This is a genomic window from Pseudomonas sp. BN607 (assembly GCF_029871175.1).
In the GTDB taxonomy this organism is placed as follows: domain Bacteria; phylum Pseudomonadota; class Gammaproteobacteria; order Pseudomonadales; family Pseudomonadaceae; genus Aquipseudomonas.
In genome coordinates, this window is the sequence record NZ_SSOE01000060.1 from 51,569 (window position 1) to 78,508 (window position 26,940).

Genomic DNA, 26,940 nt, shown 5'->3' on the forward strand with positions numbered 1-26,940 from the left:
CCAGATCCAAACCCGCTTGATGACCAACCTGCCCTGGCAACCTTCATTTCAGGCTGTCGACTACGGGCGGTTTGCCTACTGCTGATGCACTCACAGCAAATGCATCCCCCTGTTTTCCTTGTAGTCCAAGGTTGTGACCAGCGCCTGGCAATGCAGCCTGCAAACGCTTAAAAACATCGTCGAGCAACGCCTGGCGGCGACGGTACATTGCCCGTTTCTTCGCCGGAATGTCAGCTTCTGCACGTTGCGCGGGGGCTAGCGGCAGGTTGCAGAAATCTTCCCGCGCGGACGCCATGGCACCATGCTCTTGCCAGATTGCATCGTAGTTGGCCGCAAGGTCCTGGCCCTTGTCGCTGCCGAAATAGGGGTGGCGATGATGCCGGCTGGCATCGCTGACGGCGTACAGCTGCGTCACACCCAGGGTCCTGGCCAGGCACTTCAAGGCTTCCAGCAACAGGCTGCGTGGGCGCAGCCCCTCGAAGTCCTTGGTCAGCTCGCGGTAGATGGCCAGCGAGGTTTCACTGTCGACGCCCTTGTGTATGCCCTGCACGGCGCCGATGAGCAGGCTCAGCTCACCCTGACCACGGCACAGGACGAATGCCAGCGAAGCCACACGCAGGTCATGCTGGAACAGGTTCAGCACCAGCTCCCCCTCGCGCTTGAACCAGATCGGCCGGTCCAGCACCAGCCTGCAGCCTGGCGAGTGCCTGGACAGGTCACACAGCGTCAGGCTTTCATCGCGCCCCAGCAGCAGCAACGCGGGATACTGCCTGGCCACCAGTTCAAAGTGCGAGGCCACTGCGTCCAGGCGCTGCGGGGCAGCCCAGGACTGGCTGATGTAAGGCCATTGCACGACACCGATACAATCCACGCCCAGCCGCTGCAAACCCTGCGGGCCAAGCGCCGCGGTCATGCGCTGCATGAACGTGCTCAGCTCATGCCGGTGCCTGGCGATCTCCAGCATCAATTTGTACTTGTTGTGCAACGCCCGCAACGAGTAGCCCGGTTGCAAGATGAACACGCTTTTCACGAGGGTGCCGAGCATCATGGGTCTCTCTCACTTGTACTCGATCAAAGCCGATTTGCCGGCCGCCAGGCGGTGGCGCAAGAACTTCAGCTGGCCCAGCATTTCCGGGAATTTGCCCAGCACCAGAAACCCCGCCTGCAGCCAGTTCTCGCGCGTTGGCTTGCCACCACGACGCGCCAGGCGCGCCGCCTGCAGGGGGTAGATCAACAGCAGTAACAGGCCCCAGCCGCCCACCAGCAGGCAGGCCAGCACGATCACCAGAGGGATGCCCAGGCCCCACAACCAGGCCCTGCGCGACTCGCGCAGCCAGTGTCGCTCTGGTGGCTGGCCATGCAAGTAGGCGCCCTCGGCATAAGCGTGCCCGGCGCGCAGGCTGCGCCGCCACCATTGGCTGAAACGGGTCATGGCGGCGTCATGCAGGGTCATTTCGGCGGCCAGGCGCCAGACTTTCCAGCCTTTGGCGCGCAAGCGCACGCATAACTCCGGCTCCTCGCCGGCAATCAGGTCGGGGCGAAAGCCGCCCACTGCAGCAAAGGCGTCTACGCGCATCAGCGCATCCCCACCGCAGGCCTTGGCCTGACCAACGGGGGTGTCCCATTCCAGGTCGCACAACAAGTTGTACACCGACCTTTGCGGGAAGCGTTCGCGCCGGCGGCCACACACCACCGCCACCTCGGGGTGTTCGTCAAGAAACGCCTGGGCCGTGGGCAGCCAGCGGGCATCCACTTCACAATCACCATCGACGAACTGTACCCGTTGCATCGACGGCAATAGCCGCAGCAAGGCGGCGAAACCTTCATTGCGTGCGCGTGCGGCGGTAAACGGGGTGCTCAGGTCCAGCGCCAGTACTTCCACCCCTAGGCTGCGGGCAAGCGCCAGCGAGCCGTCGGTGGAGCCCGAATCGACATACATGACCTTGTCGGCGGCATGCACCAGCGAACGCAGGCAGCGCTCCAGGCGCTGGCCTTCGTTCCGGCCGATCACCACCACGCCGATCACGGTCGTCATGGGCCTCACTCGACCGGAGCCGTGGCGGCAGGCTGACGGGACTTGATGGTGGCCGGCACCCCAACTGCCAGAGAGTTGTCCGGCACATCCACCAGCACCACCGCATTGGCGCCAATGATCACGTTGTTACCAATGCGGATGCTGCCCAGCACCTTGGCCCCGGTGCCGATATCGACGTTGTTGCCAAACACGGGGGCAATTGGCTCGTCCACATTCTTCAAGCCCACCACCACGCCGTTGCGGATACGGCAGTCATCGCCAAACCGGGCGTAACCACTGACCACGATGCCGCCAAAATGGTCGATGACGAAGTTACGGCCGATCACCGCTTCGCACGGCAGTTCGACGCCGGTAATGATCTGCACGAACTTGAACAATACCTTGTACAGCAACGAGCACAGTTTGCGCAGCAATGCCGGGCGCACGCTGTAACGCCAGCGACCGAAGCGGTACACCAGCAGCACCCAGAAACCCTGGGCGCCCCAGTCACCGCCATGGGCCCGCAGGTCAGCACGAATATTCTCGAACATGGTTCCACCTACCTTGTCGGTTGGCTGGCGTAGCGGGTCTTGAACAGCAGTGACCAGGTCGCCCGGCAATGACGCCAGCAGGCCAGAATCGCGCCGCGGCCGCGTCGTTTCAACAGTGCCTTGAGTGCCAGCACCAGGTCACCCAAGGTGACCAGCAGCATGTGCAGGGCCAGCCCCGCAATCCCATGGTGCTTGCGAAAGTACAGCAACTCGCTCTCGATCTGGTAGGCAGAGATCTGGCGGCTGGCCGCCTCCAGCTCGGCCACCGACTTCGAGCTTTCGCCACCGATGTGCACCACCGTGGTGTGCGGGTAGAACACCACCTTCCAGCCCGCCTGCTTGACCCGCTTGCAGTGGTCGACCTCCTCGTAGTAGAGGAAGTAGCGCGGATCGAACAGGCCTACCTGCTCAAGCACTTCACGGCGCACCAGGTAGAAACAACCGGGCAACCAGTCACACTCGCGCACCGAGGCATGGTCCCAGTTCATTTCGTCGACCATCTTCAGGCCGGGGAAGAACCGCTTCAGCCCGGTACGGCCGACAAACACGTTGAGCGGCGTGGGGAAGTAGCGGCAACTGGGTTGCAGGTCGCCATCCCGGCCTTCCAGGCGTACGCCCAGCACACCACAGTCCGGGTGGGCGTCCATGTAATCGATGGTTTTCTGCAGCGAGTCGGTGGCGACGAAAGCGTCGGTGTTGAGCAACAAGGCGTACCTGCCTTTCAGGTGCGCCAGCAACTGGTTGTTTGCCCGGCCAAAGCCGATGTTCTGCTTGTTGCTCAGCAGCAAGGCCTGCGGGCATACCTCGGCCATGCGCTGCACCGAATCGTCGACCGAGGCGTTGTCCACCACCAGGTAGCTGGCCAGCCGCTCGCTGTCAGCCCGGCGCAGGGCATCGAACATCGGCTGCAACAACCCTGCGGTGTTGAAGTTGACCACCATCACGTCGACCGGTTTAGCCATTGTTGCTGTCCCCGAAGAAATACTGGCGCCTCTGCGCCATCAGCAGCGGCTCTACCTCGGGGTCATAGGCACCATTGCGCTGTTTGACCAGGTCAATCCATGGGTAGGACTCGCAGCGTGCCTCGACCCGCTTGATCAACGCTTCGGTGGTACAGATGAACTCCGCCGGGTTGCCTCCGTACACCGTACCCGGCGGCACATCCTTGGTGACCACCGCACCTGCGGCGACGATCGACTCAGGCCCGATGGTCACCCGCGGCATGATGATTGCGCCATGGCCAATGAAGCAGTTGTCCTTGATGTCGATATAGCCCACCGAATCAAGGTGCTTGCCAAAGCGATGCTCTATCAACAACACCACCCCGTCATGCCCGATCAGCGTGCAGTCAGACAGCCCGACACTGTTACCAATACGCACCAGTGAAGGGTCCAGAAACTTGCATCCGGTGTTGACAAAGAAGTTGGTCCCTACCGAATGAAAGTTGCCCCAACGCGTGAGCCAGGCGCCCCACTCCAGCCCTGAAGGTTTGCAAAACCTCCTGTAGAACGTGCCTGCTCGCCCGGTTGAATGGGCATAGTGCATCACTGCCTTGCGTATCCATCCCTTCATACTGCCTGGCCTCGCGATCTGTACCGCTGGATGTGTCCCTGAGGCGATGCGGTCTCGTTCTTCTAGGTGCTGACCGCTGCGCACTCACCCTGTCTACAACGTCTTCTACGCTGCGGCTCCGCTGGCCGCTCTCATCTTCGCGTCAAGGTGATCGGCCAGCCGTACGGCAAACTGCAACAGCGGCATGGTCGGGTTGGAAGCGCCGCCCTTGGCGAAAATGCTGCTGCCGGCGACATAGAGGTTTTCGGTGCCGAAAACCCTGCAATTGGCATCGACAACGCCGGACTGCGGCGAAGCGGCCATGCGCGTGGTGCCCATGTGGTGCGCATGTGGCGCCATTATCAGTGGAATGGACGTGTCGTAGACGAAGTCATTGAGCTTGACGAAACCCAGGCCCATATCGGCGAACTGCTTGGCCAGCTCCGTGCCAATGCACTTGATGGTGTGCCGGTCATCTGCACTCAGCGCCCAGTTGACATTGACCTTGGCCACCCCCAGCGCATCCTTCTCGTCCAGCAACGAAATACGGCTTTGCAGGTTGGGGAACTGTTCGATCATGGTGCTGATGACGCCATCGCCAGGGCAACTGAACTTGGCGACGAATTCGATCTTGCTGGAAATCCCCATGTCGCAGGCCAGGTTCTCGAGAAAATGCTTGACCTCGGCAGTGCGCCCGTAGGTTTGCACATCCGCCAACAAGGCCGCCGTGACGTTGCCTTTACCCGCCTTGTACGCGTCGACGAAGGCGTCGGTGGTGTAGTACTGGCGCGGCTCAGGGTCCTGCCCGGACTTGAGGATGAAGGTACCCATCTCGATGTTCAGGTGCTCCATGAAACACCCGCCGACCAACCCCTGCCGGCTTACCACGCCTGCCGCCACCAGCGTCTCACTGTTCAGCAACTGCCGGGCATTCTCGATGGCACCCGTGGCCAGGATGAAATTCCTCGCCACCAGGCGCTGGCGATTGCGTTCGTAGTCGGACAACACCACCGCCGCCAGGTGGCCGGAAGCCTTGTCGAACTCAAGGTCGACACAGTTGCAGTTGATGAACACGTCCAGGCCTTTGGTCTGCTCCAGCGCCGTGGCGTACTTCTGCGCAAAGCGGGTCGGTGTGCTGAGCAGAAAACGGTCTGCCTCGAACTCACCGCCAGCGAGGCCGGTATTCATCGCACGGAAATCTGCACCCGGCGGCAAGTCGACGATATCCATCGCTGCCGGCAGGTAGCTTTCGATCTCTGAATAGGGGATCGGCCAGCCTGGCAAGTCACCTGGCGGGGCGAAGGTGAAGTCCGATGCGGTGAATGGCCGGCAACGGCCCGCCCAGTGGTTGGATGTGCCGCCCAGATAGCGCAGGCGGGTTTCCTCGGCATACAGCTCCAGACCCGTGGATGCGCAGGCATACAGGGCTTGCGAGTGCGGCGCGTACTCGCGCCCCCCGCCTTCGGCGATCAGCACGTTCCAGCCAGCGCTCGCCAGGCGCAGGCCCAGGGTGATACCCGCCGGGCCGGCACCGATGATGCAGAAATCATAGTTGTCGCGCAGCGCCTTCTGCTGCTGGTAATCGCTGATCATGCTGGCTCGTTCCGAAAATAACGGGACGGCAATACCCAACCGTTGATCACCACGAACCCAGGCTGTTCGCCAGGTTTGCCGGCAACGGCTGGCAAGACGCCACACACCGCGCTACCCACGCCGAGCAACACACAACTGTGAAGAAAGCTTCTCCGACCCAACTGCGCAGTGCAAAAAGTGAGCTTCCCCATAATCCCGTGACCTGTACCCATAAAATTACACCAAGCGACCTGCATCACAGCCAGTTGAAAAAGGCCGTCAGCAGCGCCCCGCACAGCGCCCCGACCAGCAGCATCGGCAGCACCACCAGTTCACGTTTGAGGCTGAACATATCCAGCTTGCGGTTCACGTACACCACCAGCACCACCGTTGGCACGGTATGCAGGGCAACCCCCCAGATCGCCCACTCGACACCGCCAATGGCCAGCAGCAGTGGCAGCAGCCCCCACAGCGAAACCAGGCGAATGATGTTGTCCATGGCCTGGTACTTGGTCAGGCCCAGGGCAATCCACACCTGATGAGCCAAGGTATAGCGCAATACGATGAACGACAGTGAAAGAATTGCCAGCATCGGGCCAGCCTCACGGTAGCGATCGTCGTACATCCAGCCAATCAGCAGCGGGCTGGCGGTCAGGAAGCCGCCACAAATGAACAGCACCAGCAGGTCGACCAGCAGGCGGAAGCGGTAATACAGCGCTTTCAGGCGCTCCTTGTCGTCGGCCCGCGCCGCCTCGCTGAAGGCAGGCAGTGCCACGGCGCCGACAATTTTCATCAGCGCAGTCTGGACAGCACCCAGGATCAGTACCGCAATGGAATACACCCCCAGCTGGGCCGCCGACATGCTGGCGCCGAACCATATACGGTCACCGTACATGGCCAGCACGCCGACCATCGACGAAAGCAGAATCCAGCGGCCGAACACGATAAGTTCGGTCAGCGCCGTGCGGTCCCAGCGCAAGCGGTTGTTCGGCCCTTCGAGCGCGGTGTGCCCCAGCACGGTCCAGGCCACGGCCGACACCACGCCGGCGATCACCAGCGCCCAGATGGAATGCGTGAGCAAACCCAGCACCAGCATCACCACCAGCCCCGCCAGTTGGGACGCCAGGTCGACCAGCACCACGCGCTTCTGTTGGAAAGTTCGGACCGCGACATCTATCTTGGTGGACTGGAAACCCCAGATGACCGCCGACAGCCCGGTGACCGCCAGCACCATCGGCAATACCGGTGCGGCATAGGTTGAGTCCGCCGGCCACAGCTCTTCCACCTGGGCCACCCAGGCGGCAAGGGCCAGCAACAGGGTCAAGGCAAACAGCACGAAGCCGCGGATGATCTGCACGGTCCACGCGGTATTGAGAAAGTCTGGATCGTCGCCGCGATGGCTCTGGATGATGTTCTGGCGCAGCCCTACATCCGACAGCAAATGCAGCAGTACCGACACGGTGGTGGCAATGACCATCACCCCGAACATTTCCGGCAGCAGCAGACGGGCCATTATCAGATTGCCGCCAAGGCGCATCACCTGTGAAGCCACCTGTGACAGCAGGTTCCACGAACCGGCCCTCATGGCCCGCTGGCGCAGGCTCGCGGCGGCTGACACATCAATCGACGGCATGACTTCAATCTCTGACTGATCGGCTAAAGTCACTATAGTTTCAATTAGCCACGATGCTAGCCGTTGCCCACCGAGGGAAAGGTGTACATAGCCGATGCCTGAACATTTTCGTGCGTTGATCGTCATCCTGTTCCTGGCGAGCGTGGTCTTCCTGCTGGCGCGGCGGCCTGCTACCGAACTGATCCCGCCAAGCGACTACAAGCGCCGGCGCAACCTGTGGTTCCTGCTAACCGTGCTGGCCTTTGTCTCGCACAGTTTCTGGCTGTACCTGGGCGCAGGCGCGGTGATCCTGTGGCTGGCCGGGCGCCGCGAACACAACCCCATGGCGCTGTTCTACATGCTGCTGTTCCTGATCCCTCCAGCGTCGGTGCAAGTGCCCGGTTTCGGCGTGGTCAACTACCTGGTCGACCTTAACCACATCCGCCTGCTGGCCCTGTGCGTACTGCTGCCGGCCGCGCTGCAACTCCGTCGCCAGGGCGACACGCTGCGCTTTGGCCGCACCTGGGCCGACCGGTTGCTGGCAGCCGGGCTGGTGCTGATGAGCGTGCTGTACCTGCGCGAAACCACCCTCACCGACACCCTGCGCCAGGCGCTGTACCTGTATGTCGACGTCTTCTTGCCGTATTACGTGGCCAGCCGGGGCCTGCGTCAGATCAGCGACTTCAAGGACGCCATGCTGGCCTTCGTACTCACCTCGTTCGTCATGGCGCTGATCGCCGTGGCCGAATATGTACGCCACTGGCTGCTGTACAGCGCCCTGGTCGACGCCATGGGCGTGCCGTGGAGCATGTCCGGCTACCTGAGCCGTGGCGGCGCGTTGCGGGCCAGCGTCACCACGGGCCAGGCGATTGCGCTGGGTTATGTGATGAGCGTGGCCATCGGCCTGTTCCTGTTCGTCCAGGGCTATGTGCAACGCCCGCTGCACCGGGCCATGGGCGCCCTGCTGCTGGCCGCCGGGTTATTCGCCCCTTTGTCCCGTGGCCCGTGGATCGGCGCGGTAGTCATCGTGGTGGTGTTCATCGCTCTGGGCAAAGGTGCCGTGAGGCGCCTGGCGTTGCTGGCTGCTGCCGCCATGCTGGCGCTGCCCCTGCTGACCGTGGTGCCCGGTGGCGACAAGGTGCTGGACCTGCTGCCCTACATCGGCAACATCGAGAAAGAGAACATCACCTACCGCGAGCGGTTGATGGACAATTCGTGGATCGTCATCCAGCGCAACCCGCTGTTCGGCTCATTCGACTTCCGCAACACCCCGGAAATGCAATCGATGATCCAGGGCGAAGGCATCATCGACATCGTCAACACCTACATCAACCTGGCGCTGCGAGTCGGCCTGGTCGGTCTCGGCCTGTTCGTGGCGTTCTTTGCCGTGGTGCTGCAGGGTATCCGCAAGGCCATGCTCAGCTTTCCCGACAAGGCCGACGAACGAAGGCAGCTGGGCCGGGCCTTGCTGGCGACACTGATCGGCATTCTGGTGATCATCTTCACCGTCAGCAGCATCACCTTCATTCCGGTGGTGTACTGGTCCATCGCCGGACTGGGCGTGGCCTACACCCAGATGGTGCGACGGTTGCACAACAGCGAGGCCACGCAACTGGCCGGCCCCGACCTACAACCCAGGTAATGTTCATGAATGTGCTTGCCCTGCGTCATCTCGTGCGCCTTTCAGGCATTGCCGGCCTGGCCTTGCTGCCATTGACCGGTTGGGGGTCGGCCTGGCAGGTCAGTGTCGATGAGCAAAATGGCCTGCCCAGCGTGACACGCGGCGGCGGGCCGGTGATGCAAGCCAAGTTCGACTTCTGGGCTGGCAACTGGAGCTGGACCGCCTTCCAGACCGACTTCAAGGTCAACGGCCCTTACCACTACACGCTGCGTGGCAAGAACAAGGAACTGGACTTCGACCTGGCCGCCGATATCCGCAAGGAGCAGGCGCAAACCCTGACTTGGGCCATCGACCTCGATGCACACAGCCGCCAGGCGGGGGTAATGGGCGGCGGCATGGTGTTCCAGTTCGACCCGGCACAAATCGCCGGTGACATGGGGGCCCCGCAATTGCTGCCCGACAACCGCGGCTGGTGGTGGGGCAAGGCCGACCAGGGCCGGCGCATCGAAATGCGCTTCGACCCGCCACTGGCCAAGGTGTATTTCGAGCGCGGCAACCCGTCCGAACTGCGTGCGTTTCTATACAAGGACCCGATCAATGCCGGCAAGCAGCAGATCAGGGCCGTACTCAACGTTACCGGCGACATCGATCTGGGCCCTACCCCGACCGAACGTTTCGGCCTGGCCGACCCTGCCAGTTGGCCCGATGACCAGCTGGACTGGCGCACCTCACCGGTGGACCTGTCGTTCCTCAACGCGGCGGAGAAACCTGCCGGCAAGCGTGGCTTCGTCAAGGCAGTTGGCGAGCAACTGATGTTCGCCGACAACACCCCGGTGCGCTTCTGGGGCACCAACCTGTCCGCCTATTCACTGTTCAAAACCCCCGACGAAGAAATTCGCCAGCAGGCCAAGCGCCTGTCGGCCCTTGGCTTCAACCTGGTGCGCCTGCATCACCACGACTCGCCCTGGGTCAACCCCAATGTGTTCGGCGACGGCACCTTGGTGAGTGATACCCAGCAGCTGGGCACCGAGTCGCTGCGCAAGCTGGACCTGTGGATCAAGGCGCTCAAGGACGAAGGGGTGTACATCTGGCTGGACATGCACGTACAGCGCGCGCTCACCGCCAACGACAGCATCGACGACTTCAAGGAGCTGGCCAAGGGCGAAGCGCGCATCGACCTGAAGGGCTACGCCTACGTCAACAGCAGCATCCAGCAGGCCATGAAGCGCTTCGCCGAGCAGTACCTGACCCATGTGAATGCGTACACCGGCCTGGCCTACAAGGATGACCCGGCCATCGCTGCAGTGCTGATCACCAACGAGAACGACCTGACCCAGCATTATGGCAACGCCCTGATGCCGAACAAGGATGTGCCACGCCACAGCGAGCGCTACATGGCTGCGGCAAAAGCTTTCGCCAAACAGTATGACCTGCCCGCGGACCTTACCTGGCGTGCCTGGGAACACGGCCCGTCGAAGCTGTTCCTCAACGAACTGGAACATCGCTTCAACGCCGACATGATCGCCCACCTGCGCACCGTCGGGGTAAAAGTGCCGATCGCCACCACCAGCACCTGGGGCGGCAATGGCCTGAGCGCGCTGCCCGCCCTGACGGCCGGTGACGTGATCGACGCCCACAGCTATGGCGCCATTGGCCAACTGGAGAAGAACCCGCTGACCAGCGACGGCATGATCGACTGGATCGCAGCCGCCCAGGTAGTCGGCAAGCCGCTGACGGTCACCGAGTGGAACGCCGAGCCCTTCCCACTGCCCGACCGTCACTCGTTGCCGTTGTACGTGGCCGGCACCGCCGCCCATCAGGGCTGGGACGCCATGCTGCAATATGCCTACAGCCAGCAGGCGTTCAACCCGGGTTGGCGTACGGCGGACAACTGGCACGCGTACAATGACCCGGCAATGCTCGCCACCCTGCCCGCTGCCGCCCTGCTCTACCGCCGCGCAGACGTGAAGCCGGCTACCACTCACTATGTATTCGCCCCTACGCCCGCCACCCTGTACAACCAGGAAATCACCCCGCGAAACTCACCCCTGTTGCGCACCGCCATGGAAAAGGGCCAACTGCAGATCGCCCTGCCGCAAACACCCGAACTGCCGTGGCTGAAGCCCGCTGACATCGCTGCCGATGCGCAGGTGCTGCGGGACCCGGGGCAGTCACTGCTGGCTGCCGATGCCAGCGAGTCGGTGACCGACACCGGCGAACTCAAGCGCAACTGGCAACTGGGCATCTACACCATCGACACAGCACTGACCCAGGCCGCCAGCGGCTGGCTGGGTGGCCGCAAGATCAACCTCGGTGCCATTCAGGTAGAAACCCGCACGCCCTACGCCAGCGTCGTGGTGCAGAGCCTGGACGGCAAGCCGCTGGGCGTTTCACGCGACCTGCTGCTATCACTGGGCACGCGGGCCATGCCCAAGGCCGATGACAAGACGCCGTTCAACGTCGAACCCCTTGAAGGCAGCCTGACCATCAAGGCACCGGCCGGCCTGCAGCTGTTCGCCCGCGATGCGCAGGCGCAGCTGAAAGCATTGCCCGCAGCCTACAAGGATGGGCACTACACGATCACCTTCGACAACCGCTACATGTCGAATTGGCTGTTCTTGAAATAGGGCATGTGGCCATCTACGCTCGATTCACTGCGTCGGTAAAACAGCGGGTCACAGGAGGTGCGGATGAAATTCCTGGTTGTCGGTGGCGCAGGCTATATTGGCTCGCACATGGTCAAACACCTGCTGGGCGGCGGCCACGAAGTGGTGGTGGCCGACCTGGTATCACCCGGCCCCGGTATCCAGTGGGCCAGGCTCGACATTGCCGACGAAGCTGCGCTGGATGTGCTGTTTGGCGTTTTTCACTTCGATGCAGTGTTCCACTTTGCCTCGTTTATCCAGGTGGGTGAGTCGGTCACCGCACCTGGCAAGTATTACCAGAACAACGTCGCCGCTACCCTTTCCCTGCTGCAGGCCATGGTCAATGCGGGCATCAGGCACCTGGTGTTTTCTTCCACTGCCGCGGTTTACGGCAACCCGCAGTACGTACCCATCGACGAAGCCCACGGCAAAGGGCCGATCAACCCTTATGGGTTGAGCAAATGGATGGTCGAGCAGATTCTGGAGGACTTCGACCGGGCCTATGGCCTGAAGTCGGTGAGCCTGCGCTACTTCAATGCAGCGGGTGCCGACCCGGAAGGCCAGCTGGGCGAGCGTCATGACCCGGAGACCCACCTGATCCCGTTGATTCTGCAGGCTGCCTCCGGGCGACGTGAGGCAGTAACGGTGTTTGGCCGCGACTACGATACGCTGGACGGCACCTGCATCCGCGATTACGTACACGTAGCTGACCTGGCGGCAGCCCATGCGCTGGCGGTGGATTACCTGCTGGCAGGTGGAGAGCGTACCGCGTTCAACCTGGGCAATGGGCTGGGCTTTTCGGTGCAGCAGGTGATCGATACGGCCCGCGCGGTGACCGGTCGGCAGATCAATACGCTGGATGCACCACGCCGAGCCGGTGACCCGCCGCGGCTGGTGGCCGATGCGCAAAAAGCCCAGCAGGTGCTGGGCTGGCGGCCGGAGTTCGCGTCGCTGGAGCAGATCGTACGGCATGCCTGGCAGTGGGAGTTGCAGTATCCCTGGGCGCGCTGAGCCCTACCCCGATGCCTTGCAGGCGCAGCGTTGTGCTGCGCTCACAGGGCTGGCCGTGATTCAGTAATACGTCCGCGGTTGCTCGTCAGCCTTGTTCAACACCGTCCCGATCAGGTTCACCGTGGCCAGGTGATGCAGGCAATCCTCGATTTCCTTCTTGTTGTTCATGCCGTTGGCCACCACCAGCAATACGCAATCCAACTTGGGTATCACGGTGATCGCATCGTCCGAACTGAGCAACGGTGGCAAATCAAAAATGCAGATGCGCGAATCGTAACGGTTGCGCAACTCGCCGATCAGGTTGTTGACCTTGGGTGAGGACAACATCTCGGTTGACAGCGGTACCGGTACCCGCGTCGGCAGGACCACAAAGCGCGGCAAGGTCGGGTTGACCAGGCAGTCCTGCAACTCGGCCTTGTCGGTCAGAAACTCGTTGAGCGCCTGGTCCATGGGCAAGCCCAAGGTACTGCCGACCTTGGGCCTGCGCAGGTCGAAGTCCACCAGCAACGCGGTCTTGGTGGTGTGGTGGGCGATGCTCATGGCCAGGTTGACCGCCAGCACCGTCTTGCCCGCTTCTGGCGTGGGTGAAGTAATGCCAAGGGTGCGCCAGCCGTTCTCATCCATCAGCCTGAGCACCTGCGTGCGCAACAGGTCGATCGGCCCGTTCATGTTGGAATTCTTGTTGTAAGCGACGATACGGTGGCGCTCGAGGTGGTCCGGCCGCAACGGCACCACCTTGGTGTTCACGTAGTCGAACTGGCCTGGCACTTCGGCCAGTGCGGTCCCGGGGGCGGGTGACAAGGCCTGCGGGGTGCCCGGGGTAACCTGATGAAGATTGTTGCCAACAGCCGGCTTGGTCCTGTCCATCACTGCTTTCCCTATGCAAACCGAGATATGACCTTGAACAACAGCACATCCAGTGGCATGTAGAACACGTGCACCAGCACTACCATGATAGCCGCCAGCGCCAGCGCCGCCAGGATCAGCCAGTTACGCCAGCGCTTGCGCCTGGCCACATCGGCCCGGGTGTCGATATAGGGCAGTGCCACCAGCACCCGCTTGCCCAGCAGGCTTTCCAGTGCGCCAACGCCGCGCACGCGCTGGTTGAGCATTTCGAGCAGCATCACCAGCGCACCGCCACCGGCAGGTGCCAGCACCAGGCCCAGTGCAGCGATTTTCTTGCGGTTGGGCTTGATCGGCTTCTCAGGCAGCAGCGGTGGCTCCAGCAGCACAAAGCGTTCGGCCTTGTTTTCCTGCTCCAGGCTTTCGGTAATCTTCGCGCCCATTTCCTTGGCGCGGATTTCTTCGTACTTCTTGCGGGCGTTGTCGTGGTCGCGCATCAAGGTCACCAGACCACGCTCGACCTGCGGCGCTTCTAGAATCTCGGCTTCGTAGCCTTCCATCTTTCGGGTCAGCTCGCGTTTCTGCTGGGCCAGCGAAGCGATGCGTTCCTGGGCGGCGCTCATCTTGGCGCGCACCCGGGCCGCATCGAGGCTGACCGTGGAAGCGGCCGAAGCACGACCACCCGTGGCTTCCAGCGCCTGGATCTTGCGTTTTAGCGCCACCACATCCGGGTGGGCATCCTTGTAGCGGGTCAGCAGCCGGGCGTACTCGGCCTTCAGGCTTGCCAGGTCCTGGGGCTGATCGGCACTGCTTGGGCGGGCACCCTCCACTGCCTTGGTCGCCAGGCCGGCATTGGCCGCAGACAGTTCCAGCTCCAGGTAACGCAGTTCTTCCTGAGCAGCCTTGTAGTCGCGGTCGACCTCGCGGAACTCCAGCTCCGAGCGCGACAGCATGTTCATGCGCAGGGTCTGGTGCTCGGGCAGGGCATTCGCATGGGCCTGCTTGAAATCAGCCAGCTGGTTTTCCAGGCTGGCCAGTTCAGCGCCGAGCTTGTTGGCCTCCTGGGTGAGGAATTCGGTGGTTTCATTGGCCCGCTCGGTACGCTGCTTGAGGTTTTCGTTGAGGAACAGCGTCACCAGTTCATCGGCGACTTCCTTGGCCACCTGCGCCTGCTTGTGCTCGAACGACACGTTGAAGGCCACGGTCGCTTCACCCCGCCCGCGCACGAAGGTGGTGAGGGTTTCGACCACAATGGCACTGCGCATCTGGTCGATTTTGTCGCTTTCGCTAAGGCGCTTGTCGGCGAACAGGTCGTACTTGCCAATGATCCGCAGCAGGTTTTCACGGGTCATCACCCGCTGGCGGATCACCTCGATGCGTTCATCGGCAAAGCTGGTGGTGTTGGTCGACACCAGTTCGGGCGAAATCTGCTGCGACTCCACCAGGATGGTGCCGGTCGACTGGTAAATCGGCGGCACCATCAAGGCGACCGCCACGGTCGCGGCAAGAATGACTGCGGCACTGACCCCTAACACCAGGGCTCTGTCCTTGATAATGGCGATGTAATCTCTGAGGGACAGCTCGTAGTCAGACTTCATGGGGCCACCTGCCTGAAGTTCAGATGTCGGGGTACCTGTACGTCAACGTCAAACCAACGATCGTAGCGGTCGCATCAGCTTCGCGGTCCTGCTGCCGTTCCTTGTACATCAGCGACAGGCGCAGGTCCCAATACGGCGAAAATTCGCGGCTGGCCCACACGCTGTAAGTCTGCAACGTGTTGGGTGACTGGCCTTTGCTGTCCTGCCAGGCAGCGTCGGCTCCCACCCGGGTCAACTCGGTAAGCGCGTAACTCCACACGCCACGCACCTGGTCCAGCTCGGCAAAGCCACCCTCGGCGCTGGCCACCGTGCTGCGCTCGGCGGTAAAACTGGCATCGGCACGGGTACCGGTGTACAGCAATGCAACACCCCCCTCCCCGCGTCGGCCGCCCTCGTCCCCCGACACCTGGTTGACGCCAATGTGCGCGTCGGCACTCAGGCCTTCGGCAAGTTGGTACTTGATGCCCACTGCCGGGGTGTAGCTGTTGGAAGCGGTAGCGGTCAGGTCTTGCTCAGGCTCGTAGCGGCGGGCACCAAAGCGGGTATAGACATCGGCCCGTTCGCTCCAGGCGTAAGTCCAGGTAAAGACGTTCGCCAGTTCGTCGTAACCCGTCAGCGTACTGATGTCATAACGGGCACGGTTGTAGGTCGTTTCGTTGCTCAAGGTGCTGCGCTCGGTCACCGCCTGGCTCCAGTTGCCAGTCAGGGTGTAGAGCTTCTGGGTACCGTCGGTGGTGATGACGCCGGTGTCCAGCACCGTCCCCGACAGCGTCGAGCTTTCGTTATAGCGCGCCAAAAGGCCGAAACGCCCACGCTCGGTGGTGCGCTGCCAGCCTAGGCTGATATCGGGGTCTTCACGGTCATCGACCACATCCGTGTCGGACGAGCGCAACACATTCATGCCCAGCCCCAACCTCAACTCGTCACGGTCGAAAGTACCGATCAGGGTGTAATCGGGCGCAATGATCGTCCGCGTTACGCCCTTCTCCCCCGACGACAGCAGCAAAGGGTTGCTGTCGTATTCGACGGTTGTCGGTACCACCACCGTAGACTGCCAATTTGCCGCCAGGACCGACTCCGTAAACGGCAAGACCAAGATTGCCGTTGCAATGCTAGTTGTTCTAAGAAGAGGCATTAAGTGTTCTTATTAAAGGCAAGATCAAGGGACGACCAGCGTATCGCCAGCCTGAAGTTGGATGTTGGTGGACATGTCCCGCCCAGACACCAGGTCCTTATATCGCACGGGCAGGATTTTTTGGGAAGCGCCGGTACCGCGAACCACCTTGATTTCGCTTTCGTCGGCAAACTTGTCCAGGCCGCCAGACATGCTCAAGGCCTGCAACACTGCAGTAGGGCCTGCCATTTGCACGGGGCCGGGCTTGATCACTTTGCCTTGAACATAAACCAGGTTGCCGGCGATGCTCTTGACGACAACGCTGACATTAGGATCGGGCAGGAATTTTTCCAGTTTGGCAGCCACTTGTTTTTCGACTGCCGTTACATCAAGACCGGCGACATCGATGCGCCCGGCCAGTGGGAAGGTGATACTGCCATCGGGAAGTACGGTGGCTTCTTGACGCAGGCTGTCTTCCTGCCACACCGAAACCATCACGACATCGCCAGGGCTGAGCAGGTAGGTGGAACTGGTCTGATCGGCGTAGCCCGCACCGGACCACACTGACAGCATGCAGAACGCGGCAAATATTGAACGCACCATGAGGGTCCCTCCGGCCAAATGGCCCGACAAAGAGCACTGAATGAGAACAACACACCAACTCTCGCTCCGCTTCGCGGCGTAACCGTGCCGCGATGGCCTCGACCTTCCTGGAGGCCCTTACCTTGACGCTGTGCAGCCTGGGTTGCGATGCCCGGTAACCGTGGACCTTCACGGGGTACTGGGAATATAGCAACGGTTGGGAAATTGACAAGCCAGGTACGGAGCCAATGGCATTACCCGTCAAACAACAAGCTTCAGATTTTTCGGCGGTTGGCCACCGCCACAAAACCCACCACAGCGAACGCGAAGAACCAGCCAGCGGTTGAAACAGGGATGATACTGTTCTGGCTGATATACGAATCCGCTGCGCGCGCAGCGCCGCTCAACAGCACCAGCAAGAACATCGATTTGATTATCAGAGTCGTGCGCATACGCCCTTCCTTTAAATAGGAAAATCAATGAGTTGGTGGCGAGGTGTGGTGGGAGATGTGGTGCTGTTGAATTGAGCTTATGGGCACAGTGACACTACGTCAATGATCCGACACCATAATAAAATTCAATGGGCATCCGGGCGATTCGTCAAAAAATCGGCAGGCAAAAAGTGTAAGGGAGTAGGTATAGCGAGATGTGAGCGTTTCACAGATGAGAAAGTGAACGGTTCAGGCAGGTCACGCGTGGCGACCCCAGGTGATTCACTCGTCGCCGTGGGGCACCACGACCAGCAACTGCGCCGGCTGGGCCCCTACAGCACGCAGCCGATGCGGCGTTTGCGCGCTGAAATGCTGGGGCCGCAGCGCGGCCCCGCCTTCATGGCATCACAGGTGGAACGTACTGCAGCGTGGTTCCCAGCGCCCACAGCAACACCAGCACCAATGGCACATGCACCAGCAACTGCACGAACGAGAAACCGATCAGGTCGCGTGCCTTGAGCCCCAGCACGCCCAGCAGCGGCAGCATGTAGAACGGGTTGATCAGGTTCGGCAAGGCTTCGGCAGCGTTGTAGATCTGCACGGCCCAACCCAGGTGGTACTGCAGGTCATTGGCCACCAACATCACGTAGGGCGCCTCGATGATCCACTTACCCCCGCCCGAAGGGATGAAGAAGCCCAGCACCGCCGAATACACACCCATCAGCAAGGCATAGGTGTCATGGGTGGCGATCTGGGTGAAGAACAGCGAAATGTGGTGGGCCAGGGTCTGCTCATCCACGCCCTTCACTTGAGTCAGAATGGCTGCAATCGAGCCATACAGCGGGAACTGGATCAGCACACCCGTGGTGGTCGGCACGGCACGTGCCACGGCGTCAAGAAAACTGCGCGGGCGCCAGTGCAGCAAGGCACCGAGCATGATGAACAGCAGGTTATAGGTGTTCAGGCCGGAGATCGCGGTAATCGCCGGTTTGGTAGCGAACTCCTGGTACAGCCAGCCGGCAGCGAGGGCCACCAACAGCAGGATCAGGATCGGGCTGTACTCCAGCCACTCACCCGGGCGGGTGCGTTGCGGCGCAGGGGGTGCCGTGAAACTGGGATCGACACCGCAGTCTTCAGCGCTGCGCGCGCTGTTCGGGCCAGGGGCGGTGGCATAGGCGATTACCAGCGAGACAATCACCAGCGCCGCCAGCATCACCCCGGACTGCCAGAGGAAGATGGTTTCGGTGAACGGAATCACCCCGGTAATCGACAGGATCGACGGCGGCAAGCTGGCCGGGTTGGCCTGCAACTGCGCTGCCGATGATGACAGGCCCAGCGCCCACACTGCGCCCAGGCCCAGGTAGGCGGCTGCGCCAGCGGCGCGGTAGTCCATCTTGAGGTCGGTGCGCCGCGCGAGGGCGCGGACCAGCAAGCCACCAAAGACCAGTGACAGCCCCCAGTTGAGCAAGGAGGCCAGCATTGAGATCAGCGCGACCCAGCACACTGCCGAACGGCCATTGGCGGGGATGCGCGCCAGGCGGTCGATCAGCCGTGCGGCGGGTGGGGAGCTGGCCACCACATAGCCACCGATGACCACGAAAGCCATCTGCATGGTGAACGGGATCAGGCTCCAGAAACCATCGCCAAAGGCCTTGGCGGTGTCGGTGGGTTTGGCCCCCATTGCCAGTGCGCCAATGCACACCAGCAGTACCGCCAAGGCGGCGAATACCCAGGAATCGGGGAACCAGCGTTCGGCCCAGTTGGAGCAGCGCAAGGCAAAGCGCGCGGAACGGCTGTCTTGGATTTCAGCGGCCACAGTGGCATTCCTTTTATTGGTTTTATGAGGTGAAGCAGTATTGCCAGGCAACACAAAAACCCTGTGGGAGCGGGTTTACCTGCAAATGCGGTGGTCAATGTACCGTCGCATCCGCGGGTGAACCCGCCCCCACAGGGCAAGATCGGGTGAAGCCTTAGAAAGTCATTTCCTTGACATCATCCGGCACGATCAACTTGCCGGCGGTCTTCTCGATGATCTCCTCGACGCTTACCCCCGGTGCGGTTTCGCGCAGGATGAAGGCGCCGTTTTCGATTTCCAGGTAGGCCAGGTCGGTCAGCACCTTGCGGATGCAGCCGGCGCCGGTCAGCGGCAGGCTGCACTGCGGCAACAGCTTGGACTCGCCATCCTTGGACGCGTGGGTCATGGTGACGATGATATTGTCGGCACCCGCTACCAGGTCCATGGCCCCGCCCATGCCCTTGACCAGTTTGCCCGGGATCATCCACGAGGCGATGTTGCCCTGCACATCCACCTCGAACGCACCGAGTACGGTCAGGTCAACATGGCCGCCACGGATCATGGCGAACGACTGCGCCGAGTCGAATATCGAGGCGCCGCGGCGGGCGGTGACGGTTTGCTTGCCGGCGTTGATCATGTCGGGATCGAGGGTGCTTTCGGTGGGGAATTCGCCCATGCCGAGCAGGCCGTTTTCCGATTGCAGCATCACATCCATGTCGGCGGGTACGTAGTTGGCCACCAGGGTCGGAATGCCGATGCCCAGGTTGACGTAATAGCCGTCCTTCAGTTCACGGGCGACGCGTTGTGCCATCTGTTCGCGGGTCAGTGCCATGGTCAGAGTCTCTTTGTTGTTCTGGTGGATGGCGCTCAGGCCTTGACGGTGCGCTTTTCGATGCGCTTTTCGAAGGTGCCGACGATGACACGGTCCACGTAGATGCCCGGGGTGTGGATTTCGCTGGGCAGCAGCACGCCGGGCTCGACGATCTCTTCCACTTCCACCACGGTGATTTTGCCGGCGGTGGCCGCCAGCGGGTTGAAGTTCTGCGCAGTGTTGCGGTACACCACGTTGCCGTAGTGGTCGGCCTTCCAGCCTTTGACGATGGCAAAGTCGCCGGTGATGGACTCTTCAAGGATGTACTTGCGGCCCTTGAACTCGCGCACTTCCTTGCCATCGGCGACCGGCGTGCCGTAGCCGGTGGCGGTGAAGAACGCCGGGATGCCGGCACCGCCCGCACGCATTTTCTCGGCCAGGGTGCCCTGCGGGGTCAGTTCCACTTCCAGTTCGCCGCTGAGCAGTTGGCGTTCGAACTCGGCGTTTTCGCCCACATAGGAGGCGATCATCTTGCGGATCTGCCGGTCTTCCAACAGCACGCCCAGGCCAAAGCCGTCCACGCCGCAGTTGTTGGAGACCACGGTCAGGCCCTTGACGCCGCGACGCTTGATTTCGTTGATGAGGTTTTCGGGGATACCGCACAGGCCGAAACCACCGGCCAGTACCGTCATGTTGTCGGTCAGGCCTTCAAGGGCCTGTTCATAGGTTGCAACGCGCTTGTCCAGTCCGGCCATGCTGATCCGCCTTTTGTAGTTGTTGAACCGACGAGGTTGTCGGTGAGCGTGTGTAACCATCTTCACCGCAAGCGACTGATTTGTTAATTTTGTTTTCGTCATCGATTGATAACTTTTACAAAACAAACAATAGGCCCGTCATGAACGTCAAGCAACTGCGCGCCTTTGTCGCCGTGGCCAAGTATCAGAGTTTCGCCCAGGCCGGTGAACACCTGCATGTGTCGCAACCGGCCCTGAGCCTGACCATCAAGGCCCTGGAAGAAAACCTCGGCGGTGCCCTGCTCAGCCGCACCACACGCAGTGTCAGCCTTACCGCCGAGGGCGAAGTGCTGCTGCCACTGGCACGGCGACTGCTGGCCGACTGGGACGACACCGAAGAAATGCTGCGCCAGCGCTTCACCCTGCAACTGGGCCGGGTATCGGTGGCGGCGATGCCGGCGTTTGCCGGCAACCTGCTGCCGCATTCGCTCAAGGTGTTTCGCCAGCGCTACCCCAAGGTCAATGTCACCGTGCATGACGTGATCAACGAACAGGTGCAGGAACTGGTGCGCCATCGGCGCGTCGAACTGGGCATCGGCTTCGAGCCGGACAACATCGACGGGCTGAACTTCCATCCGTTGTACATGGACCGCTTCGTCGCGGTGGTGCCCGCCGATTCGCCCCTGGCGCTGCTGCCCCAGGTGAGCTGGGCGCAACTGATGGCCGAGGACTTCGTGGCCCTGCAACGCCCCTCGGCCGTGCGCCTGCTGATGGAGCAGAATGTGGCCACCCAACATGGCAAGCTGGCCGTGGCCTTCGAAAGCCATCAGTTGGCGACCATTGGCCGCATGGTGGCCAGCGGCCTGGGGGTGAGTGCCGTGCCGGCACTGTGCATCAACCAGATGCAGGAACTGGGCGCGCGCTGCGTGACCTTGGTCGAGCCCACCGTCGAGCGGCGGATCGGCGTGATTGCCCTCAGCGAACACAAGCTTTCCACCGCAGCGCAGGCGCTGCTTGAGGTTGTACTTTCCAACACTCGGATCCCGGAGGTGACATGCGTTACGTGAAACTGGCAGGCAGGCGTGTTCCGGCCATCGGCCAGGGCACCTGGTACATGGGCGAAGACCCTGGGCGCAAGGCTGCGGAAGTGGCGGCCCTGCAACAGGGTATCGAGCTAGGCCTGAGCCTGATCGACACCGCCGAGATGTATGCCGAAGGCGGTGCGGAAGAGGTCGTCGGCCAGGCTATTGCCGGGCGCCGCGACCACGTGTTCCTGGTTAGCAAGGTCTACCCGCACAACGCCGGCCGACGCAGCATGGCCGCAGCCTGCGAACGCAGCCTTGCACGCCTGGGCACCGACTGCATCGACCTGTACCTGCTGCACTGGCGTGGCCAGCACCCGCTGGAGGAAACCGTCGAGGCCTTCGAGCGCCTGCGCGAGCAAGGCAAGATCAAACACTGGGGCGTGTCCAATTTCGACGTCGACGACCTGCGCGAACTGCACACCCCTGATTGCGCCACCAATCAGGTGCTTTACAACCCGGCCCAGCGGGGCATCGAGTTTGACCTGCTGCCATGGTGCGAAGCGCATGCACTGCCGACCATGGCCTACTGCCCGTTGGCCCAGGCCGGGCGGTTGCTGCAGCACCCTGTGCTGGCGGAAATCGCCACGCGCCATGGGGCCACACCGGCCCAGGTCAGCCTGGCCTGGGTAACCCGCCACGACGGCGTCATCGCCATTCCCAAAGCTGTGGCGCCGGCGCATGTTCAGCTGAACGCGGCGGCGGGTACGTTGAGCTTGACCCGCGAAGACCTGCGCGCGATCGACCAGGCTTTCCCGGCACCGTCACGCAAGCAGCGGTTGGCGATGGTCTAGCGAATTTTGCGCTGTGCTGTGAGGATGAGCGCCGTGCGGGCGCTCACGACCCATGGAGAAGTCATGGTGGCAAAGCAATCAGCCTAATGAAAGTCTCGGCTACGCACATCCAGCCCCTGCAACAGCGGGCTTACATCCTCCAGTCGCCGGGCGATCAGGTGCCTCACACCATTTTCCTGTTCCAGCCGCCCGCTGACCTTGAGCAGTTGCGAGCCGACCAGCGCCCGCCTTTGCCGCTCGGCAAGCTCGCGCCATACCACCACATTGACCATGCCGTGTTCGTCCTCCAGGGTCACGAAGGTTACCCCGCTGGCGGTCTGTGGCCGCTGCCGCCCCACCACCAGCCCGGCCACCGTGATGCTGTCGCCATGCTCGACGCTGTGCAGCTCGGCAGAACTGCGGCAACCCAGCGCGCGTAGCCGCGAACGCAACAAGGTCAACGGATGCGGCCCTAACGTAGTGCCCAAGGCGTGGTAATCAGCCACCAGATCCTCGCCCACCGTCGGCACCGGCAAGTTCACCGCCACCTCTGGCAAGGCCTGCACATCAGCGAACAGCGGCAGTTGCGCCTGCACCGCCGCCACCTGCCAGCGGGCCTGGTGCCGGTCGCTGGCCAAGGCCCGCAGCGCCCCACTGTCGGCCAGGTGGGCACGGGCGCGGGCATCCAGCCCGGCGCGCAGGCACAGGTCTTCGACGTCGCGCCACGGCCGCTGTGCCCTGGCCTGCTCCAGGCGCCTGACATCGGCTTCGGCCAACCCCCGCACCAGGCGCAAGCCCATGCGCAGGGCCAAGGTGCTTTGCGCATCTGGCTCAAGGGTGCAGTCCCACTCGCTGTGGCAAACATCCACTGGTCGGACCTCGATGCCTTGGCGTCGTGCCTCCTGCAACAGCTGGTCGGGGCTGTAGAAACCCATGGGCCAGCTGTTGACCAGCGCGCAGGTGAAAATCGCCGGTTCGTGGCATTTCAACCAACTGCTGGCATAGCACAGCAAGGCAAAGCTGGCCGCATGTGACTCCGGAAAGCCATAGCTGCCAAAGCCCTTGATCTGCTCGAAGATGCGTTCGGCAAACGCCAGGTCGTAACCATTGCGCAGCATGCCCTGTACCAGCCGCTCGCGGTGCGGCTCCAGGCCGCCGTGGCGCTTCCAGGCGGCCATGCTGCGACGCAACTGGTCGGCCTCACCCGGGCTGTAGTCGGCGGCGACCATGGCCAGCTCCATCACCTGCTCCTGAAACAGGGGCACCCCCAGGGTGCGCTCGAAGACTTCCTGAAGTTGCGGCGACGGGTAGGTCACCGGCTCCTGCTTCAGGCGCCGACGCAGGTACGGGTGCACCATGTCACCCTGGATCGGCCCAGGGCGGACGATGGCTACTTCGATCACCAGGTCATAGAACGTGTTGGGGCGCAGCCGCGGCAACATGGCCATTTGCGCGCGCGACTCGATCTGGAACACGCCCATGGTTTCGGCGCGGCTGATCATTGCGTAGGTGGCCGGGTCTTCGCTGGGGATGGTCGCGAGGGTCAACTGCCGGCCGCGGTGGCGCTGCAACAGGTCGAAGCAGCGGCGCAACGCGCTGAGCATGCCCAGGGCCAGTACATCGACCTTCAGCAGGCCGACCATGTCCAGATCGTCCTTGTCCCACTGGATCACCGTGCGCTCGGCCATGGCGGCATTCTCCACCGGGACCAGTTGGTCGAGCGGTTGCTGGGAGATGACAAAACCACCCGGATGCTGTGACAGGTGCCGAGGGAAGCCGATCAGCTCGCCGGCCAGCACCAGCACCCGCCGCAAGGACGGGTTGCCCGCGTCGAAACCGGCCTCGGCCAGGCGTTGCTCGTCGGGTATGCGGTCGCTCCAGCGGCCACAGCATTTGGCCAGGGCATCGACCTGATCCATCGGCAACCCCAGCACCCGCGCCACATCCCGTACTGCACCAGCGGCATGGTAGGTATTGACCACTGCAGTCAGCGCCGCCCGGTGCCGGCCATAACGGCGGAACACGTACTGGATCACTTCTTCGCGGCGGTCGTGCTCGAAATCCACATCGATGTCGGGCGGTTCGTTACGCTCGCGCGACAGGAAGCGCTCGAACAACAGGCGGTGCGCCATGGGGTCGAGTTCGGTGATACCCAGTACGAAGCACACCACCGAGTTGGCTGCAGAGCCGCGACCCTGGCACAGGATCCGCTGGCTGCGAGCAAAGGCGACAATATCGTGCACGGTCAGGAAGTAGCTTTCGTAACCCAGCTCTTCAATCAGCCCCAGCTCCTTGGCCAGTACCGCGCGCACCTTGTCGCTCGGCCCACCCGGCCAGCGCGAGGGCAAGCCCTGTTCGCACAGTTCACGCAACCAGCTTGCCGGGGTGTGCCCCTCGGGGACCAGTTCGCGGGGGTACTGGTAGTTCAGTTCGCTCAGGTCAAACTGGCAGCGCCGGGCAATGGCCAAGGTCTCGGCCAGCAGGTCGGGCGGATACAGCTCGGCCAGTTGCGCCTGGGTGCGCAGGTGCCGCTCGCCGTTGGCAAAAAGGAAGCGCCCGGCCTCGGCCACCTGGCAGTGCTGGCGGATGGCAGTCATGCAGTCCTGCAGGGCTCGGCGGCCACGTACATGCATATGCACATCGCCACAGGCCACGGCACGGATGCCCAACGCCGCTGCCAGCGCACGCTGCCGCTGCAGGCGTTGGCCATCGTCACTGCCGCGGTGCAAATGCACGGCCAGCCACAGGCGCTCGGCGAACACGCTGCGCAGCCACTGGCCGGTCGCCGTATCAGCGCTGTCATCGGCCACCCACAAGGCCAGCAAGCCTTGATGGTGCTGCAGCAGGTCATCACGCAACAGCTGGTACTCACCCTTTGCCGCCCGCCGCCGGCCCCGGGTGATCAATGCGCACAGGTTCTGGTAGCCGGTCAGGCTTTCAACCAGCAACACCAGCTTGGGGCCGTCGTGCAACTGCACTTCGCTGCCAACGATCAGCCGCATCTGGTGCGTTTTGGCAGACTGCCAGGCACGGACGATACCCGCCAGGGTGCATTCATCAGTGATGGCCAGGGCATCGTAGCCCTGCTCCTTTGCCCGTCGAAACAGCTCGTCAGCGCTCGACGCACCGCGCTGGAAGCTGAAATTGGACAGGCAATGCAGCTCGGCATAACCCGGAGTGCTCATGCGAACCAGCCCTGCAACCACAGCGGCCCCGCCTGGCCCAGGTCGCGATAGGCCCAACCGCGCAAGCCGTCCCGGGTTTCGATGCGGTAATAGTCGCGTCGCACGTCGCCGCCATCCCACCAGCCCGACTCGATGCGCTCCGCCAGGCCCTGTACCTGGTAACCGGCGTCATTCAGCGCCACCGGCGCCTGCAGCAACCAACCCGGGCGACTGCCCGGGGCAACCGGCATAGAGCCCTGGACACCCTGCTCTACCCGCTGCCAGGCGCATTCGGGGCGGTGGTCGGCTGCCGCGCACAAGCCTTTCACGGCCTCATCGCCCAGGCGCGCGCGCAACCGCTCACGCAATTGATCCCAGGGTTGCGCCTGTTGCGGCCGTGGGTCGAACAGCGCCTGGTGCTGCGGCACGAAGGCTGGCAAGTCCTCGGCGACCAGGCGCAGGTTGCGCACCGGTGCCGGGATGCGCAGGGGCTCCAGGCGCCCACGGGCCAGTTCGAACAGCATCGCGGCATCGCGTTCGGCCGCCAGCAAGCCCACCTTGAGCAAGGTATCCGGCCCCTCCACATGCTCCAGGTGCAGGCAGAAGCGCTGCACGCCGCAGTCGCGCCCGGCCAGGAATGCCGCCAGGTCGTTGAGCATTCGCCGCAGCGGGAATAACAGTGCCTGGTGCGATTCGACGTCGAAGTTCAGCTCCAGTCGCGTTTCGAAGCGGTCCGGTGGCTGATAGAAGTCCAACCCCAGGTTACGCAGCCCCAGCAACTGGTCGAGGTGAAGCTGCACCTGCGACGCAAAGCGCCTGGCCAGGGTATCGCGCGGCAAGGCCAGGACTTGGCCCAACTGCCGCAGGCCCATGCGGGCAAAGGCTTCGGTGGCCTCTGGCGGCAGGCCGACCCGGCTGATTGGCATGTGCAGCAGCGCTGCGCGGGTGGTGTCCGCGTCGCTCACGGCCAGCCCGTCGTGCGCATTGGCGAGCATGCGTGCCGCCACCGGGTTGCTGGCCAGCACAATGCGTTGACGCAGGCCGAGCTCGGCCAGTTCCTGGCGCAGGCGTGCTTGCAACAAGGGCCAGGAGCCGAACAGCTGCAGGCTGGAGCCTACTTCCAGCAGCAGTGCCCGTGGGTAATGCAGGCTGACCTGCGCGCTGAAACGGTAGGCCCAGGCTGCCAGCAGCTGCTGCATCTGGTCGATGCGGCCGGGGTCGGTCTCGACGCAGGTGAACCCATCCGCCAAAGCATGCGCTGCCGTCAGGGTTTGCCCGGCCCGCAGGCCAAGTGCCGCCGCAGCTGGGTTGACTGCCTGTAACACGCGCCGTTGGGTCGGCCCGCCAATGAGCACCAAAGGCGTATCGGGATCGTCGCGTTCACGCAGGACGGTGTCCAGCGCCAGCTGCGGCAGCAGGATGCAGGCCCAGAGCAT

At 62.7% G+C, this 26,940-nt stretch carries 22 protein-coding genes and 1 pseudogene; 5 read left to right on the forward strand and 18 right to left on the reverse strand.

All coding sequences use genetic code 11. The features are described 5' to 3' along the window. Positions 1-43 precede the first annotated feature (43 nt). From E8E68_RS16950 to E8E68_RS16980, 7 genes are all read right to left on the reverse strand, one after another. Positions 44-1,048 (reverse strand): VirK/YbjX family protein, encoded by a 1,005-nt coding sequence (locus E8E68_RS16950; protein ID WP_266029628.1) that lies wholly within the window; start codon positions 1,046-1,048, stop codon positions 44-46. Between the two features lie 9 nt (positions 1,049-1,057). Next, positions 1,058-2,035 carry a glycosyltransferase gene (locus E8E68_RS16955; protein WP_266029627.1) on the reverse strand — a complete coding sequence of 326 codons (978 nt, stop codon included), beginning with the start codon at positions 2,033-2,035 and terminating at the stop codon, positions 1,058-1,060. Positions 2,036-2,040: 5 nt separating this feature from the next. Next, on the reverse strand, positions 2,041-2,565 hold the full coding sequence (locus tag E8E68_RS16960; RefSeq protein WP_110745292.1) for a serine acetyltransferase: 525 nt from the start codon (positions 2,563-2,565) through the stop codon (positions 2,041-2,043). A gap of 8 nt (positions 2,566-2,573) precedes the next feature. Beyond that, positions 2,574-3,527: a glycosyltransferase family 2 protein gene (locus E8E68_RS16965; protein WP_266029625.1), complete on the reverse strand. Its 954-nt coding sequence runs from the start codon at positions 3,525-3,527 to the stop codon at positions 2,574-2,576. Continuing rightward, complete coding sequence (locus E8E68_RS16970) at positions 3,520-4,137, reverse strand: acyltransferase (protein ID WP_266029623.1); 618 nt, start codon at positions 4,135-4,137, stop codon at positions 3,520-3,522. Before E8E68_RS16970 ends, E8E68_RS16965 begins: the two co-directional genes overlap by 8 nt. A gap of 105 nt (positions 4,138-4,242) precedes the next feature. Further along, on the reverse strand, positions 4,243-5,709 hold the full coding sequence (locus E8E68_RS16975) for a GMC family oxidoreductase (protein WP_266029621.1): 1,467 nt from the start codon (positions 5,707-5,709) through the stop codon (positions 4,243-4,245). A 235-nt stretch (positions 5,710-5,944) separates the two neighbouring features. Next, on the reverse strand, positions 5,945-7,321 hold the full coding sequence (locus E8E68_RS16980) for an oligosaccharide flippase family protein (RefSeq protein WP_266029619.1): 1,377 nt from the start codon (positions 7,319-7,321) through the stop codon (positions 5,945-5,947). 94 nt (positions 7,322-7,415) lie between these two features. On the opposite strand from E8E68_RS16980, the gene E8E68_RS16985 reads away from it, so the two are divergent. From E8E68_RS16985 to galE, 3 genes are all read left to right on the forward strand, one after another. Beyond that, on the forward strand, positions 7,416-8,942 hold the full coding sequence (locus E8E68_RS16985; protein WP_280343033.1) for an O-antigen ligase family protein: 1,527 nt from the start codon (positions 7,416-7,418) through the stop codon (positions 8,940-8,942). 5 nt (positions 8,943-8,947) lie between these two features. Beyond that, on the forward strand, positions 8,948-11,548 hold the full coding sequence (locus E8E68_RS16990; RefSeq protein ID WP_280343036.1) for a cellulase family glycosylhydrolase: 2,601 nt from the start codon (positions 8,948-8,950) through the stop codon (positions 11,546-11,548). A gap of 63 nt (positions 11,549-11,611) precedes the next feature. Beyond that, a complete protein-coding gene (galE, locus tag E8E68_RS16995) occupies positions 11,612-12,577 on the forward strand; it encodes a UDP-glucose 4-epimerase GalE (RefSeq protein ID WP_280343037.1) in 966 nt (321 codons plus the stop codon). A 60-nt stretch (positions 12,578-12,637) separates the two neighbouring features. Here galE and E8E68_RS17000 read toward each other — a convergent pair whose 3' ends face one another. The 9 genes and pseudogenes from E8E68_RS17000 to E8E68_RS17040 all read right to left on the reverse strand — a co-directional run bounded on the left by E8E68_RS17000 (position 12,638) and on the right by E8E68_RS17040 (position 20,506). Continuing rightward, a complete protein-coding gene (locus E8E68_RS17000; RefSeq protein WP_110745300.1) occupies positions 12,638-13,444 on the reverse strand; it encodes a CpsD/CapB family tyrosine-protein kinase in 807 nt (268 codons plus the stop codon). 11 nt (positions 13,445-13,455) lie between these two features. Beyond that, positions 13,456-15,018, reverse strand: a complete 1,563-nt coding sequence (locus E8E68_RS17005; RefSeq protein ID WP_266029614.1) for a Wzz/FepE/Etk N-terminal domain-containing protein — start codon at positions 15,016-15,018, stop codon at positions 13,456-13,458. A 19-nt stretch (positions 15,019-15,037) separates the two neighbouring features. Further along, entirely contained in the window at positions 15,038-16,153 is a 1,116-nt protein-coding gene (locus E8E68_RS17010; RefSeq protein ID WP_266029612.1) for a hypothetical protein, read from the reverse strand. Positions 16,154-16,177: 24 nt separating this feature from the next. After that, positions 16,178-16,735, reverse strand: a complete 558-nt coding sequence (locus E8E68_RS17015; protein ID WP_266029611.1) for a polysaccharide biosynthesis/export family protein — start codon at positions 16,733-16,735, stop codon at positions 16,178-16,180. Positions 16,736-16,989: 254 nt separating this feature from the next. Then, on the reverse strand, positions 16,990-17,166 hold the full coding sequence (locus E8E68_RS17020) for a hypothetical protein (RefSeq protein ID WP_009682731.1): 177 nt from the start codon (positions 17,164-17,166) through the stop codon (positions 16,990-16,992). A gap of 261 nt (positions 17,167-17,427) precedes the next feature. After that, positions 17,428-17,517: pseudogene (locus E8E68_RS17025) on the reverse strand (DNA-binding protein); the annotation flags it as partial. A gap of 25 nt (positions 17,518-17,542) precedes the next feature. Beyond that, entirely contained in the window at positions 17,543-18,961 is a 1,419-nt protein-coding gene (locus E8E68_RS17030; RefSeq protein ID WP_266029610.1) for a TIGR00366 family protein, read from the reverse strand. A 154-nt stretch (positions 18,962-19,115) separates the two neighbouring features. Continuing rightward, on the reverse strand, positions 19,116-19,772 hold the full coding sequence (locus E8E68_RS17035; RefSeq protein WP_266029609.1) for a CoA transferase subunit B: 657 nt from the start codon (positions 19,770-19,772) through the stop codon (positions 19,116-19,118). A gap of 35 nt (positions 19,773-19,807) precedes the next feature. Then, positions 19,808-20,506, reverse strand: a complete 699-nt coding sequence (locus E8E68_RS17040; protein ID WP_266029607.1) for a CoA transferase subunit A — start codon at positions 20,504-20,506, stop codon at positions 19,808-19,810. A 140-nt stretch (positions 20,507-20,646) separates the two neighbouring features. On the opposite strand from E8E68_RS17040, the gene E8E68_RS17045 reads away from it, so the two are divergent. Both E8E68_RS17045 and E8E68_RS17050 read left to right on the forward strand, forming a co-directional pair. Beyond that, positions 20,647-21,552 (forward strand): LysR family transcriptional regulator, encoded by a 906-nt coding sequence (locus E8E68_RS17045; RefSeq protein WP_266029606.1) that lies wholly within the window; start codon positions 20,647-20,649, stop codon positions 21,550-21,552. Then, on the forward strand, positions 21,540-22,361 hold the full coding sequence (locus tag E8E68_RS17050) for an aldo/keto reductase (RefSeq protein ID WP_266029604.1): 822 nt from the start codon (positions 21,540-21,542) through the stop codon (positions 22,359-22,361). The genes E8E68_RS17045 and E8E68_RS17050 overlap by 13 nt, the downstream gene beginning before the upstream one ends. A gap of 83 nt (positions 22,362-22,444) precedes the next feature. Here the strand turns inward: E8E68_RS17050 and E8E68_RS17055 are convergent, their stop codons facing one another. Then, on the reverse strand, positions 22,445-25,525 hold the full coding sequence (locus E8E68_RS17055) for an error-prone DNA polymerase (protein ID WP_280343050.1): 3,081 nt from the start codon (positions 25,523-25,525) through the stop codon (positions 22,445-22,447). After that, a complete protein-coding gene (locus E8E68_RS17060; protein WP_266029601.1) occupies positions 25,522-26,940 on the reverse strand; it encodes a DNA polymerase Y family protein in 1,419 nt (472 codons plus the stop codon). Before E8E68_RS17060 ends, E8E68_RS17055 begins: the two co-directional genes overlap by 4 nt.